This window comes from Hyphomicrobium sp. MC8b, assembly GCF_905067615.1.
Taxonomy (GTDB): Bacteria; Pseudomonadota; Alphaproteobacteria; order Rhizobiales; family Hyphomicrobiaceae; genus Hyphomicrobium_B.
On sequence record NZ_LR898465.1, the window covers coordinates 2,176,555 to 2,190,346 of the forward strand.

The 13,792-nt window shown below is 60.9% G+C and carries 11 protein-coding genes; 8 read left to right on the plus strand and 3 right to left on the minus strand.

Going from position 1 to position 13,792, the window contains the following annotated elements; translation table 11 throughout:
- Positions 1–146 precede the first annotated feature (146 nt).
- The 5 genes from tkt to ACLB1Z_RS10480 all read left to right on the plus strand — a co-directional run bounded on the left by tkt (position 147) and on the right by ACLB1Z_RS10480 (position 6,715).
- A complete protein-coding gene (gene tkt / locus ACLB1Z_RS10460; protein ID WP_409559806.1) occupies positions 147–2,156 on the plus strand; it encodes a transketolase in 2,010 nt (669 codons plus the stop codon).
- 43 nt (positions 2,157–2,199) lie between these two features.
- Positions 2,200–3,411: a phosphoglycerate kinase gene (locus ACLB1Z_RS10465; protein ID WP_409559807.1), complete on the plus strand. Its 1,212-nt coding sequence runs from the start codon at positions 2,200–2,202 to the stop codon at positions 3,409–3,411.
- 27 nt (positions 3,412–3,438) lie between these two features.
- On the plus strand, positions 3,439–4,236 hold the full coding sequence (locus ACLB1Z_RS10470; RefSeq protein WP_013947529.1) for a cytochrome c biogenesis CcdA family protein: 798 nt from the start codon (positions 3,439–3,441) through the stop codon (positions 4,234–4,236).
- 14 nt (positions 4,237–4,250) lie between these two features.
- Positions 4,251–5,069: a bifunctional hydroxymethylpyrimidine kinase/phosphomethylpyrimidine kinase gene (gene thiD, locus ACLB1Z_RS10475; protein WP_409559808.1), complete on the plus strand. Its 819-nt coding sequence runs from the start codon at positions 4,251–4,253 to the stop codon at positions 5,067–5,069.
- A 455-nt stretch (positions 5,070–5,524) separates the two neighbouring features.
- Positions 5,525–6,715 carry an OmpP1/FadL family transporter gene (locus ACLB1Z_RS10480; protein ID WP_409559809.1) on the plus strand — a complete coding sequence of 397 codons (1,191 nt, stop codon included), beginning with the start codon at positions 5,525–5,527 and terminating at the stop codon, positions 6,713–6,715.
- A gap of 65 nt (positions 6,716–6,780) precedes the next feature.
- Here ACLB1Z_RS10480 and ACLB1Z_RS10485 read toward each other — a convergent pair whose 3' ends face one another.
- Entirely contained in the window at positions 6,781–7,329 is a 549-nt protein-coding gene (locus tag ACLB1Z_RS10485; protein ID WP_409559810.1) for a hypothetical protein, read from the minus strand.
- Between the two features lie 152 nt (positions 7,330–7,481).
- On the opposite strand from ACLB1Z_RS10485, the gene ACLB1Z_RS10490 reads away from it, so the two are divergent.
- Positions 7,482–8,687, plus strand: a complete 1,206-nt coding sequence (locus ACLB1Z_RS10490) for an MFS transporter (RefSeq protein WP_409559811.1) — start codon at positions 7,482–7,484, stop codon at positions 8,685–8,687.
- Between the two features lie 6 nt (positions 8,688–8,693).
- Here ACLB1Z_RS10490 and dgcA read toward each other — a convergent pair whose 3' ends face one another.
- Positions 8,694–9,686: an N-acetyl-D-Glu racemase DgcA gene (gene dgcA / locus ACLB1Z_RS10495; protein ID WP_409559812.1), complete on the minus strand. Its 993-nt coding sequence runs from the start codon at positions 9,684–9,686 to the stop codon at positions 8,694–8,696.
- A 15-nt stretch (positions 9,687–9,701) separates the two neighbouring features.
- Positions 9,702–12,521, minus strand: a complete 2,820-nt coding sequence (locus ACLB1Z_RS10500) for a hypothetical protein (protein ID WP_409559813.1) — start codon at positions 12,519–12,521, stop codon at positions 9,702–9,704.
- Positions 12,522–12,965: 444 nt separating this feature from the next.
- On the opposite strand from ACLB1Z_RS10500, the gene ACLB1Z_RS10505 reads away from it, so the two are divergent.
- A complete protein-coding gene (locus tag ACLB1Z_RS10505) occupies positions 12,966–13,295 on the plus strand; it encodes an Hpt domain-containing protein (protein WP_409559814.1) in 330 nt (109 codons plus the stop codon).
- A 157-nt stretch (positions 13,296–13,452) separates the two neighbouring features.
- Positions 13,453–13,773, plus strand: coding sequence for a 2Fe-2S iron-sulfur cluster-binding protein (locus tag ACLB1Z_RS10510; RefSeq protein ID WP_013947537.1), 321 nt, complete (start codon positions 13,453–13,455; stop codon positions 13,771–13,773).
- Positions 13,774–13,792 lie beyond the last annotated feature (19 nt).

Consider the following 13,792-nt stretch of genomic DNA (forward strand, 5'->3'; position numbering starts at 1 on the left):
CGCAGGGCGGCGGGGCCTGAAACGCCCTGTTTTTTGCCGTGCGCTACCCTTGCGCGCGCGGTAGACGCCGCTGCAATCCCCCGGTAAATGTCCCACCACTTTACAGCGCGCCAGCGGCGCTTAGCGGAACGGACTTAAGTAAGATAATGAGCAAAGCTCAAGTCGTGGCGGAGACATCCTCAACGCCGAGCCTCAAGGACATGGCTAACGCCATTCGAGCGCTCTCGATGGATGCGGTTCAGGCTGCCAATTCCGGGCATCCGGGCATGCCGATGGGGATGGCGGACGTTGCCACGGTCCTCTTCACCGAAGCGCTGAAGTTCGACGCCAGCGCGCCGCAGTGGCCCAACCGGGATCGTTTCGTTCTCTCGGCTGGTCACGGCTCGATGCTGCTTTATTCGCTTCTTTATCTTACCGGCTATCCGGAAATGACGATCGAGGAGATCAAGAATTTCCGGCAGTTCGGATCAAAGACGGCGGGACATCCTGAATATGGTCATGCACCAGGCATCGAGACGACGACGGGGCCGCTGGGCCAAGGCATCGCCAATGCGGTTGGAATGGCGATTTCGGAGAAGCTGCTCGCGGCGCGTGTCGGCTCAGATCTTGTCGATTACCACACTTATGTCATTGCCGGTGACGGCTGCCTGATGGAAGGCATCAGCCAGGAAGCAATCTCGCTGGCCGGGCATTTGAAGCTGGGCAAGCTGATCGTGTTCTGGGACGACAACTCGATCACCATTGACGGCGCGACGAGCCTTGCGGTGTCGGACAGCGAGGTGAAGCGCTTCGAGGCGTCCGGCTGGAATACGATCCGCGTTGACGGTCATGACGTGGCGGCGATTTCAGCAGCGATCAAGACGGCGAAGGCCGATCCTTCGAAGCCGTGGCTGATCGCGTGCAAGACGCAGATCGGCTATGGCTCGCCGAACAAAGCTGGAAAATCGTCGGCGCATGGCGAAGCGCTGGGCGCGGATGAGATCAAGGCCACGCGCGCGCAGCTCGGCTGGCCATACGAAGCCTTCGAAATCCCTGAACACATCTTGTCGGCGTGGCGTGCTGTCGGAAGCCGCCATGCGAGGGTGCGTGACGACTGGACGAAGCGCGAAGCCAAAGCGGATGACGCGACGAAGGCACTGGTCTCGGGCCGCGATCTCAAGGCCACCGTTACGAATGCGATCATCGCCGCGAAGAGCGATTTCGCGGCCGACAGCGCCAAGCGCGCGACGCGTGTCTGGTCGCAGATGACGATCGAGCGCCTCATTCCGGTGCTGCCTGAGATCATCGGCGGCTCTGCGGATCTTTCGGGATCGAATGGCACCCGCACGAAACATCATGTATCCGTTACGCCCGATAACTTCGCGGGCAACTATATGCACTATGGCGTGCGCGAGCACGGCATGGCAGCAGCGATGAACGGCATCGCGCTGTCGGGCTCGTTCGTACCTTATGGCGGCACGTTCCTCGTCTTTTCCGATTACTGCCGGGCTTCGATCCGTCTCTCGGCATTGATGCAGCAGCGTGTGATCTACGTTCTGACGCACGATTCCATCGGCCTCGGCGAGGACGGGCCAACGCATCAGCCGGTCGAGCATTTGAGCGCGCTGCGCGTCATTCCGAATTTGCATGTTTTCCGTCCGGCCGATGGCATCGAGACGGCTGAGTGCTGGGAATTGGCGCTCGTCAGGGCCGACACGCCGTCGGTGCTAGCGCTTTCACGCCAAGCCGTGCCGAACCTTCGCACCAAAGGCGATCAGAACCTCAGTGCTAAAGGCGCCTACGTGCTGACACCGACGGAAGGTGCGCGCGACGTGACGCTGCTTGCAACAGGCTCCGAAGTCGGTCTGGCAGTTGAAGCTGCTGCAACTTTGGCGAAGGATGGGATCAAGGCCGCGGTGGTTTCGATGCCGTCGTTCGAATTGTTCCGCGCCCAGGCCGAAAGCTACCAGAACGAAGTTTTGGGAGACGCACCGCGTATTGCGATCGAAGCGGGCGTACCGCAGAGCTGGTACGAATGGCTGCGCAAATCGGATGTGTTCATCGGCATGCATGGGTTTGGTGCTTCGGCGCCGGCGTCGAAGCTTTACGAGCACTTCGGCATTACCGCGGCGCATGTGGTAGCGGCTGCGCGCAAGGCGATCGGAAAAACTTCGTGACGCACTGAAACGCAGACGCAGCGCAAACCGTAGTGGTGTCTTGATGAACCTCGATAAGTTGAAGACGACGGACGGCATCGACGTCGCGGGAAAGCGCGTGATCGTGCGGGCGGATCTGAACGTTCCGGTCAAGGACGGGAAGGTGACGGATGCGACGCGTCTGGAGCGCGTGCTGCCGGGCGTGAAGGCGCTGGCTGATCGCGGGGCGAAGGTTATCGTCATCTCGCATTTCGGACGGCCGAAGAACGGACCGGAAGCGGACTTGTCGCTGCGGCCGATCGCAGACGCGATGCAGCAGCTTCTGGGGCGGCAGATTGCATTCGGGCCGGACTGTATCGGGGAACAGGCACAATTGACGGTCGGCGCGCTCAAGAACGGTGACGTCGCGCTGCTCGAAAATCTGCGCTTCCACAAAGGCGAAGAAAAGAACGATCCAAAATTCGCCGAAGAGCTCGCGAAGCTCGGCGACATTTTCGTGGGCGATGCATTTTCGTGCGCACATCGCGCTCATGCATCGACGGAAGGACTGACCAACTTCCTGCCGTCTTTCGCAGGTCCGCTGTTGATGGAAGAAATCAACGCACTCAGAACGGCGCTGGAAATACCGCAGCGCCCGACGGCGGCCGTGGTCGGCGGGGCGAAGGTGTCGACTAAAATTCCGGTTTTGACCAACCTCGTCGCAAAGGTCGACAAGCTGATCATCGGCGGCGGCATGGCGAATACGTTTTTGCAGGCGTCCGGCGTGATGGTCGGCAAGTCGCTAGCCGAACCCGAATTTCATGCGACGGCGCGCGATATTATGACGGAAGCCAAACAGAAGGGTTGTGAGATCATTCTGCCGGTCGATGCTGTCATCGCGCGCGAGTTCAAGGAAGGCGCGGCGAATGAAGTGGTGTCGGTCGACGAAGTGCCGTTCGACGCTATGATATTGGACGTTGGTCCGAAGTCCGTTGCGCGCACCACCGATGTGCTTGCAGCGTCGAAAACGCTGCTGTGGAACGGTCCGCTCGGCGCTTTCGAAATTTCGCCGTTCGGAGATGGCACATTCGCGCTGGCGCGCGCTGCCGCGGAATTGACGAAAGCCGGTAAGCTTGTCTCGGTTGCCGGCGGCGGCGATACGGTCGCCGCCTTGAATGCTGCCGGTGTGACTGACGATTTCACGTATGTCTCGACCGCGGGCGGCGCGTTCCTCGAATGGCTCGAAGGGCGTGAGTTGCCCGGCATCGCGGCGCTCACGCGCGAGAAAGTGCATTAGCCCGCGGGCAATTTGAAAGAAGGCAGCATGCTGGCAGATGTCCATATCTACCTCGGTGTCGCGCTCGCGGGACTGGTAAGTTTTCTCTCGCCATGTGTGCTGCCTCTGGTGCCCCCTTATCTGGGTTACATCGGCGGCACGACCCTCGATCAGTTGACAGGGGAAGACAAGATCGACCGGCGCGTATGGCTGCGCGTCGTTGCGTCCGCCGTTTTCTTCGTGCTTGGCTTCACGACGGTGTTCGTCAGTCTCGGCGCGGGTGCAAGCACTATCGGTCAGGTTTTGCTGTCCTATCGAGCGGCGCTCGGAACTGCGGCCGGCGTCGTCATCATCCTCTTCGGCTTGCACTTCCTTGGCATCTTGAAAATTCACGCGTTCTATAAGGAAGCTCGCTATTCGGCGGCCGAGATGGAGGCAAGCTTCTTCGGCGCGTACATCATGGGGCTTGCGTTTGCGTTCGGCTGGACGCCGTGCATCGGGCCCGTGCTCGCAACCGTGCTGACGCTCGCAGCGAGCGAGAACAGCCTCGCGACTGGCGTCAAACTGCTTTTGATCTATTCTCTGGGGCTCGGGGTTCCGTTCATTTTGGCGGCCGTCGCTGTCAGGCCGTTTCTCGGCTTCATGCAGAAGTTCAAGCGGCACTTCGTGACGCTCGAGCGGGTGATGGGCTTGCTGCTCGTCGTGACCGGCTTGCTGTTCGTGTTCGGCGCGCAGAACTGGTTCAGTCAGTGGATGATCGAAAACTTTCCGGCACTCGGCAGGATTGAATCCTACGTTACGCCGGCCGATCTCGGTGCCGAGATTTTGAAGCAAGGGGCGCACTGAAAGCTGTCGACGCCATGAGTGCTAAAACGCCTCCGATTGCACTGACGATTGCAGGCTCGGACCCGTCGGGCGGCGCCGGCATTCAGGCCGATCTCAAGACGTTTGCTGCGCTCGGCGTTTACGGCGCCAGCGTAATAACGGCGTTGACGGCGCAGAACACGACCGGCGTATCTGGTGTGTTTGCGATCCCTCCGGATTTCATCGCAGCCCAATACCGGTCTGTCGTCTCGGATCTTTCGCTTGGCGCGATGAAGACCGGCATGCTCGGAGATGTCGCCACCGTCGAGATCGTGGCGTCGCTTCTGGGTGAGATGGGCGCCGCGCCTGTCGTCGTCGATCCGGTCATGGTGGCGACCAGCGGCGATGTGCTGCTGAAGCCAGACGCTATTGATGCGGTGCGCCACGCACTCCTTCCGCGCGCGAGCCTCATCACGCCCAACCTTCCCGAGGCCAGCCGTTTGCTCGATCGTCCGGAAGCGACGACCGAGGCTGATATGCGCGCACAAGCCGAGGCGCTAATGCAGTTCGGCTGCGGCGCTGTTCTGCTCAAAGGCGGCCATGGGAGTGGGGAGGATGTGATCGATATGTTGTTCGACGGCAAAACGCATGCGTCGTTTCGTCGACCACGTATCGTCACAAGCAATACACACGGCACGGGCTGTACATTATCGGCGGCGATTGCTGCCGGTATGGCTCTCGGCAAGCCTCTCGATGTGGCTGTCGCCGATGCCAAGGGCTTCGTTTGGGGCGCGTTATCGTCGGGTTCGCACTTGCATGTTGGAAAAGGTCGCAACGGCCCGATTGACCACAATTTTGCACTCAGAAAACTGTAGGCTGATTTTCGGGGTTCAACGTTTTTGGGTTTCCAAGGTGCGATCTGTTGCGAGGGGGCATCGTCCTGCACCGACTCGCCCCCTGCGTGAAGAGTCAAGTCTTGCACCATCAGTAGGACTTTGGCAGCTTGCGCGCGATTTCGGTGGCACGTCCGCCGCTTAAGGACTCCGGGGGGAGCGCCAAGCGACGTTTCGAGGGATTGAGACTCGGCTTGGCAAGAACCGGTCCGCTTCGGCGGGCCGGTTTTTTGTTGCCCAAGAAGCACAGCGCTTAGTCATCAAATCCGAACACTGAGTTTCATGTTTGAAACCCTGATGTGGCGCGGGGGCGATGGAGCTATTGTGGCAATTGTGGGGAAGGCGCTGAGTCGTCCTGGGGGTCACGAATGCTGTCTTTGAGCAAAATCAATATAATAAAAAATGCGTTCCGCCTTTTGGGGATTAGCTCTGCAGCCATGCTGGCGCACATGGGCGCGGCTTCCGCCGGCGGTTTCGATATCCACGAGCAATCGACCGTGTTTCTGGGTTCGGCTTCGGCAGGGTCGGCGGCAGGCGGAAGCCTCGGCTCGATGTTTTGGAACCCAGCTGCAACGGCCCAGTTTCCGGGTTTGAACACTGAATCGTCCTACACATTGATTCTTCCCTACGCGAATGTGGACGTTAGCAATCCGCTGGTTGGTTCTGGAAGCAGTGGCAACATAGGAATCGATGCGGTGAGCGGTGCAAGTTATGCCGCCCTCCAGATCAACAAAGACCTCTGGGTTGGTCTTGCGATGAATTCGCCGTTCGGCCTTGCGACGAAGCCCGATAACGTGAACTATCCGGGCTCCTATCTCGGAGTGACGACCAAACTTCTGACGATCAATGCTAACCCGACGATCGCCTATCGCATCGCGCCGGGAATTACGATCGGCGCGGGACTTCAGATAGAATGGGCGCAAGCGAAGCTTCAATTTCGCGATCTGCTGACGCAAAAACTCGATAGGTTCGGCGGAGCGGATTGGGCATTCGGAGGCACCGCGGGTATCACCCTTGAGCCATTTACCGGAACAACCATTGGTCTCGGCTATCGGTCTCAATTGACCCATGACATTGATGGATCTTTCAGTGGCCTTGGCGGCCTACCGGGGACCGCCACGGTTAACCTTCCAGATATCGTCACTCTCAGTGCGCGGCAGGTCATAACGCCGACAACCCGGCTGCTCGGTACCGTAGAGTGGACGAATTGGAGCCGATTCAAGAACCTGCCGCTGTCGTTGCCATCGATAGGGGGTGGCCTCAACCTGCCGACGAACTGGGCCGACGGCTGGTTCTTTTCAGTTGGCGGTGAATACGACTATACGCCCAATTTGACGTTGAGGACCGGTGTCGCCTACGAAATGTCGCCCATCGATTCTGCGACGGGGCGGATCGTTCAAATTCCAGACAATAATCGCGTTTGGCTGAGTGTCGGCGCGAGCTACAAATGGACCGACGCAACAACGTTCGATATCGGCTATTCGCACATCTTCATTCAAGACGGCGGTGTAGACATTAGTACGCCGGAAGGAACAGGCACTCTCGCGCCGCTCCCAACCTTGGAATTCAAAGGGGAATCGCAAGCTGCTGTCGATCTTGTCTCGTTCGGCATGCGGACGAGGTGGTAAGATCCGTTACCCCACAAAAAAGCCGGGCATGTCGCCCGGCTTTTTTGTGTCACTATGCCCGGCAGCTACTCGGCCTCATCAACCTGCAACTCGTGCAGGATGCTTTCGAGAACGCCTTCGAGTTTGTTAGCCGATGTTTCAAGTGCGCTCGCGGCGGCCACGACGCGGTTCGATTGGGCGGCCTGCGATTGGCTCATGGCATAGAGCTTGCCGGCATTGCGGGCGATTTGCTCGCAGCCTTGCGGATCAAACGGATTGGCCTGGAGCGACCAGGCGATGTCGTGAATGTCTTCGGCAGCCTTGAGCATGGCATGTGTCGGCAGCACGCTTTCATCCATCGTCGGGCGTGCCAGGAGGGCGGCTCGGGTCTCGGCCATCTGGGATCGGACGACTTCGATTTCGGCCTTGAGCTGGCCGAGCAGCGCCGGTGGCTCGCGCAGGGAGCCTTGAAGACGGCGAATGGCGTCTTCAAGCAGGGCGCTGTCCAGGCGGCGCGCGCGGCGGCCGTGCTCCGCCAGGAACCAGCGTCCGCGCGCGGTTTCGAGCAGTGTCGCCTCAATGGCGCGGTATTCGGTTTCAATATCGTCGGTAACGGGCGAAGTGAGAGCCTGCATGCCAGTTGTGCTCCGCAAAAAATCGCCTCAACGGGTATGCGATTCGCAAGTGGCGAAGACACAACCTCCGGCTGAACTAAACAGGACTTATCGGGCAGCGCTACGCCTTCCGCGTTATAGTGTGGCATGAGCATAGAGATGCGAGGACGGGCATGGTCAGCGGGGATGACGCAAAGCGCAATTTCGCGATGCGCGTCGCGCTATTTTACGGTGCGTTGTTCGTCTTTTACGGCATGCACACGCCATTTCTCCCAGTCTGGCTGAACTGGCGCGGACTGTCGGCCGGCGAGATCGGCACGGTAATCGCGGCGCCTCTGTTTCTGCGCGTGTTCGTGTCACCCGTAGTTGCGATGGCGGCAGATCGGAGCGGAGCGCACCGCCGGTATCTCGTGCTGCTCGCGTGGCTGACGATCGCGCTGGTGTTGGCGCTGGCTGAATCATCATCGTTCTGGCCGGTGCTGTTGTTCGCAATCGCGCTGATGCTCTGCAACTCGACGATCATGCCGCTGATCGAGACGATCGCGGTGACGGGTGTTCGCTACCGCGGCCTCGACTATGGGCAAATGCGGCTGTGGGGATCCCTATCGTTCGTGGCGGCAAATTTTATCGGCGGGTTGGTGATCTACGCTTTCGGCGGCGGAGCCGGTATTTGGCTGATCGCGTTCGGGTGCGTTCTGACTGTTGCTGCCGGACATTTCCTGCCTCCGGACGAGCGGTTTGAAGATGCGATCAAGCCAGCGCTGCCGTTGTGGCGGTCATCCGTGTTGCACGATCTCCTGAGCCAGAAGCAATTTTGTCTGTTTCTCGTAGCGGCTGGTCTCGTTATGGCAGCGCACGCTACGTTCTTCACGTTCGGGATTCTGCTTTGGGAAAAGCAGGGCCTTTCGGCGGCGTGGTGCGGAACGCTGTGGGCCGTCGGCGTCTTTGCCGAGGTCATGCTGTTTTCCGTTTCCGGACGGGCGGTCGCGCGGATTGGATCATTACGCCTGATCGCGCTTGCCGCGTTGGCGTCGATTGTGCGTTGGTCGGGGATGGCGTTCGAGCCGCCACTTGCGATGCTTATTCCGCTGCAATTGCTGCATGGCGCGACCTATGGCGCTTGCCACATCGGCGCGATCCACTTCATCCACGAAAACGTGGCGCGCGATAAGCAGGGAACGGCGCAATCACTCTACGCGACAATGGCAGCTGGTGTCGCGCTCGGTGCGGCTACCCTGATCGCTGGATGGATCTACGTGCGCGCCGGGTCGCTGTCATATCTCGGGATGGTCGCGATCTCGATGGTGGCGCTTGGCGCAGCGCTTTGGCTGCTCCGCAACCGCAGCGGCTCGACGATGGCGGCGGCGGATCCAGTGTAAGGCGGGTTAGCCCCACAGCTCAGGGCTTGGCGGCTGAACGATGCCGTTGTCGATGCGCAGCCCGTGCTCGCGATCCCGCGCCAGCAGAAGCGGGCCGTCGAGGTCGATCCAGTCGGCATACGGTGCCAGCAGCATCGCGGGCGCAACGGCGAGTGATGTTCCGACCATCGAGCCAATCATGATCTTGAGACCGTTGCGGCGTGCTTCTGCGACGAGGCTGATTGCACCTGTCAAGCCGCCCGCCTTGTCGAGCTTGACGTTCACGGCGTCGTAGAGACCGATGAGATGCGGGATATCGTCGGCGGTATGAACGCTTTCGTCGGCACAAATAGGGACGAGGTGGGGAGTGGCACGGAGGATATCGTCCTGACGGGCGGGAAGCGGCTGTTCGATCAATTCGATGCCGCATTCAGCCGCGACCGCGAGCAGAGGCGTCAACGTTTCTGCGGTCCAGGCTTCGTTGGCGTCGGCAACAAGATGAGCGTCTGGGCGGGCCTGCCGGACAGCGCGCATGCGTGCGTCGTCGCCGTCACCGCCGAGCTTCAGCTTCAAGAGCGAGAGAGAGGCAACGCTAGCGGCTTTTGCCGCCATCTCGTCGGGGGCGGCGAGACTCAAGGTGAAGGCGGTGACTTTCGGCGCGGGTTCGGGAAGCGCAGCGCGCGTTGAAACCGGAATGCCGGTCTGCTTGCTTTCGAGGTCCCAGAAGGCGCAGTCGAGGGCATTGAGGGCCGCGCCGGGTTTCAGCTCACGCAGCAAGTCGGCGTGCGTTGAAATTCGATCGGCAGCCGTTCGGATGACATCGAGGACGCCATCGACTGTTTCGCCATAGCGGCCATAGGGGACGGCTTCACCGCGGCCTTTGTGCGTGCCGTCCGTTATTTCTACGACGACGACATCGGCCGCGGTTTTCGCGCCGCGTGAGATGATGAAGGCTTCTCTGAGCGGCCATGCCTCGTGTCGTGCTTCGACGCGGATAGGCGGCATGCAGACAGGCGACATGGCGGCCTTTGCCGGTTAGCGAATCCGGCCGACTGCGTGCGCGAGGAAGAGATAGACGCGGCCGGTATCGGACACGAGATGGCTTTGCGCCGTGCGGCCTGACGGGTCACGCGTGTCGGCTTCCTTGATGATCCGTTCGAAGTCGGTGAGGTACCGAAAGATCGACTGCGACAGGTCCGCGTCGGTCTGGGCGCGGGCGGCGATTTCGTCGAACAGCATACGCGCTTCCGGAGCGTAAATGCTGCGGACCAGGACGTTCCTCTGACCCGCGCGAATGCGGTTCCAGATGGCGCCAGCCGTCTGCGGATCGAGCGCGCGGGAGATCATGCCGACGTCGAGGCGCACTGGCGCGGCCGAGTGAGGGGCAGGCGAATGCGGCGGCGGTGCAGGTGCTGGTTCGGGCGGAACATTGCGGACCGGCGCGTGGTCTTCGTCGTGCGAGGCGCGGGCAAGGAGATCGCCGAGCGACCAGCCCTCGCGTTGATCCTGTTGGACGCTGGCGCGGCTGCGGCTGGGCGCATTTTCCTGTTGGATAAGCGCGGAGGTCAGCGACGGTGTCGGCGCGAGACGCGCGGGCGCGGGAGCTGGCTCAGGGCGCATGATTTCGCGGGGAGCGTTGGCGCGTTGGGAAATTTGCGTCAACTGTTCGATGGCGCGCAACTGATCCTGCAGGGCGCGGCGCATCGATTCCGCCGTCTCGCGCGTCGAAGTCGGGAGGCGAGAGGCTTCTTCGCGAATGCGGGCCTGCTCGCTCGCCAGGGTGGCGGCGGCCTCGGCTGCCCGGAGGCGGGTTTCTTCGGATGCCGATGAGAGGCGGGTCGATAGCGTTTCGAATTCGCGAGACAGTTCGCCCGATACGTTCTGGAAGCGATGACGGAGATCGGATAGCGCGCGATCGCTCTGGGCCTCGGTCTCATGCTTGACGCGATCGAGTTCGGCCATCAAGGCGCGCGAGCGGCTCTCGGCGGTGTCGCGCAGCTCCTCGGCAATGGCACGGGCCTTGAGTTCGATATTTTCGAGCGAACCTTCGAGGTTCGATGAATAACCGGCGATGGTGCGGCCAAATTCGTCGGCTTTGCCCGAGAGGCGATCGATGGTGTGCGAAAGCTCGGCGTGCCGCGTCTGCAGCGTCGACTCGATGCGAAGGTTGGCGGTGTCGAGGACGTTGGCGGCTTTGAGGATCTGCTCGCCCTGGTTCTCGAAGCGGTTGGTGACGCCGTGGATCTGCTGGAACAGATTATCGGCGACGTCCTGCAGGATGCCCGACTGTTTCGAAAGCCCGTCGATGGCCTTCATCGTCTGACGTGTGATGTTTTCGCTCGTCCGGCGGACGGCGTTGATGCCGTTCACGACGGAATCGTCGAGTTCCGTCGCCTGCTGCGCAATCGTTTCACGGAAGGTCTGCGAATGGAGCTGCAGGGCATTCGTCAGCAGAGACGCCTTTTCGCTGACCGCATGGTCGATGGCGGTCGTCGAGCGCATGATCTGATCGTCGAATAGCTCAAGCCGCTTCTGGAAGGCTTCATCGAGCGAACGCGTTCGTTCGACGAGCTGGATGTCGAGAGCCTGGGCGCGGTTAGACAGAGTGGTGTCGAGCGCGCGCGCATATTCTTCGAAAACAGTCTGGAGGTTTTCAGTGCGGTTGCCGAGCGTCGTATCGAGCGTCTGCATGTAACCGTCGAACGTGGCGCGCATCTGTTCCGTGCGAGCGCCAAGCGCGGTCGAGAAGGCAGTGGTGTAGTCTTCGAGAACCGATTGAAGCTGAAGCGTGCGCGAACCGACGGCATTTTCGAAGCGGCCCGTGGCGGTAGCAAGCGAGCCTTCGAGGTTGGCGAGATTTTCGCCTGCATTAGCGATGATGCCGCGAAGCGTCAGCTGTTGCGTCGAGAGCTTTTCGATCAGCGTCGGAATTTCGGTGCCGAGCGTCTTCAGCGTTTCTGTGACGTTGGTGGACGTGTCGAGAAGGGCGTGACGTTCGCCTCCGAGTTCGTTGATCAGCTCGCGGATGCGGCGCTCGTTGTGCTCGTAGGAGCGTTCGAGTTCGGCGACGTGATTGTGCACGAGTGCTTCAAGTTCGCCGGCGCGACCAAGGGCGCGGGACACGGCGTCGTTCATGAACGAGACTTGGCGGCGGACAGCCTGACCCAGGCTAGCGATTGATTGTTCCGCCGTGCGGTCGGGCTCGGCGAGGCGAATGGCGACTTCGCTCATCGTTGCGGATTTAAGTGCCAGCGATGCGATGTGCCACGACAGAAGGGCTAACAGCCAGATGATGGCGATCGGCGCGATGATGGCGGTCGCGGTGTAGAACGTCGTCGGATGCAGCAGGAGCGACGACAGGGGCTCGCCTGCCTGCCATCCGGGTGCAAGCGTCAAGGCGCCAACGATCAGTCCGACGACGGCCCAGACGGCGCTGCCGATGGCGGCGTAACGAAAAACCTTGTTCGACGGCTTCTGTTCGAGCGCGTAGATCAGGCCGCCGATGCTCGGGATGTCGTCGTTGGCGGCGATTTTACCACGGACCGGTCCTGCCGGGCGGCGACGCGCGACGCGGCGGGCTGGCGGCTCGGTGGTGGGTTCGTCTGCGGGCTGTTCTTTGTCGGGCGGCGGCATCGGCGCTGGCGCGGGAAGAGCTAAGGCCGCGGCCGTCGCGGCTGGCGCCTGGGCGGCATCGATTGAAAGCAGCGGCGGGGGAAGGGAGGGCGCCGGTCTAGAGGCAGGCTCCTTGGCGTCCGTCGCGGGTTGGGCATCGTTAGGGATGCCGTCCAGGGACGGTTCGACGGGCGGTGTTCTGCCCGCAATAGCCATGAGTTTCGCAATCTGATCTTGCGACATTGCGCAATGTCCCCCACTCGATCCGGTACGCGGCACAAGCCCGTGCGCTTCAGGCCACCGGAACTCCCATTCGCACCCTATAAGAGTTTTAATTGCCCGCAAAATGGAAAGACATGCGTAACCATAAGAAATGTCTATGCATCTTAGGGGGTTAGCGAATTGGGACCGATAATACGGCCGGATTGCGGCGGCAGGCGCTCCTCCGATGCGGCTGCGGCCTCACGTCGTAGGTTAAGTAGCCGTTTATGACGTTGGCCGAAACACCCCGGTCCGGTTTACCCAGAGTTATTGCGGTTCTGGGACTATTCTATCCCCAAAAGTTGCGGCCAGAATGGCGGGAATACGCCTTTCTGACCGCCATCGGTTTAGGTGTGACGTATGGATGCTCCGCGGGCTCGATCGTATGATCTGCACACCCCGGATAGAAGCGACAGGCCGATAGACGTGCCGGTCGATCTCGCTCATCTGAGGAGATATACCCTTGGAGACAAGGCTCTCGAGGCCGAAATTCTCGGGCTTTTCCTCGCGCAGCTGCCTGAAACCATTGCCTCTCTGAAGTCGGCCGAGACTGAGCGGGACTGGAAAATCGCGGCGCATGCGCTCAAGGGATCGAGCAGGGCTGTTGGAGCGTGGCGGATCGCTGCGCTGGCGCAGGAAGCGGAGACGCTTCCTGCGAACGTGACGACCGGTGCTTGTTCCGAGGCGATCGCAAAACTTGAGGCCGCCGCCGCAGAAGCCAGTACTTTCGTCAAGGAAACGGCGTGTAAAGCCTAGCGGCTGACCGATCTTCTGTGGCCCTCCCGCCGCATCCCCCGCGTTCGGCTTGAAATACTGGCGGCGTCCAATTAAGTGTGCCCGCTAACCAACGATCCCCATCCGTCTGAGGCCGTTCTCAACGGCCCATTCAAGCCTCAAGGACACACGCGCAACCATGACGAAAATTACGTTCATCCAGCCTGACGGCGAGAGTCAGACGGTGGAAGCGGAAAACGGTCTGACCGTCATGGAAGCAGCGAAGCTCAACGACATTGCTGGGATCGAGGCAGAATGCGGGGGCGCGTGCGCCTGTGCGACCTGTCATGTCTACGTTGACGACGCCTGGCGCGACAAGGTCGGCAAGGCGAGCGACATGGAAGAGGACATGCTGGATTTCGCGTTCGACGTGCGCGAGGGCAGCCGCTTGTCTTGCCAGATCAAGATCTCCGATGCGATCGACGGTCTGGTCGTCCGCGTGCCCGCAAAGCAGTTCTGATCAAAGACATTCAACGGAC

Coding starts and splice junctions, on each gene's coding strand:
- ACLB1Z_RS10480 (WP_409559809.1), top strand. CDS start 5,525: ATGCTGGCGCACATGGGCGCGGCTTCCGCCGGCGGTTTCGATATCCAC.
- thiD (WP_409559808.1), top strand. CDS start 4,251: ATGAGTGCTAAAACGCCTCCGATTGCACTGACGATTGCAGGCTCGGAC.
- ACLB1Z_RS10485 (WP_409559810.1), bottom strand. CDS start 7,329: ATGCAGGCTCTCACTTCGCCCGTTACCGACGATATTGAAACCGAATAC.
- ACLB1Z_RS10490 (WP_409559811.1), top strand. CDS start 7,482: ATGGTCAGCGGGGATGACGCAAAGCGCAATTTCGCGATGCGCGTCGCG.
- ACLB1Z_RS10510 (WP_013947537.1), top strand. CDS start 13,453: ATGACGAAAATTACGTTCATCCAGCCTGACGGCGAGAGTCAGACGGTG.
- ACLB1Z_RS10470 (WP_013947529.1), top strand. CDS start 3,439: ATGCTGGCAGATGTCCATATCTACCTCGGTGTCGCGCTCGCGGGACTG.
- tkt (WP_409559806.1), top strand. CDS start 147: ATGAGCAAAGCTCAAGTCGTGGCGGAGACATCCTCAACGCCGAGCCTC.
- ACLB1Z_RS10500 (WP_409559813.1), bottom strand. CDS start 12,521: ATGTCGCAAGATCAGATTGCGAAACTCATGGCTATTGCGGGCAGAACA.
- ACLB1Z_RS10465 (WP_409559807.1), top strand. CDS start 2,200: ATGAACCTCGATAAGTTGAAGACGACGGACGGCATCGACGTCGCGGGA.
- dgcA (WP_409559812.1), bottom strand. CDS start 9,686: ATGTCGCCTGTCTGCATGCCGCCTATCCGCGTCGAAGCACGACACGAG.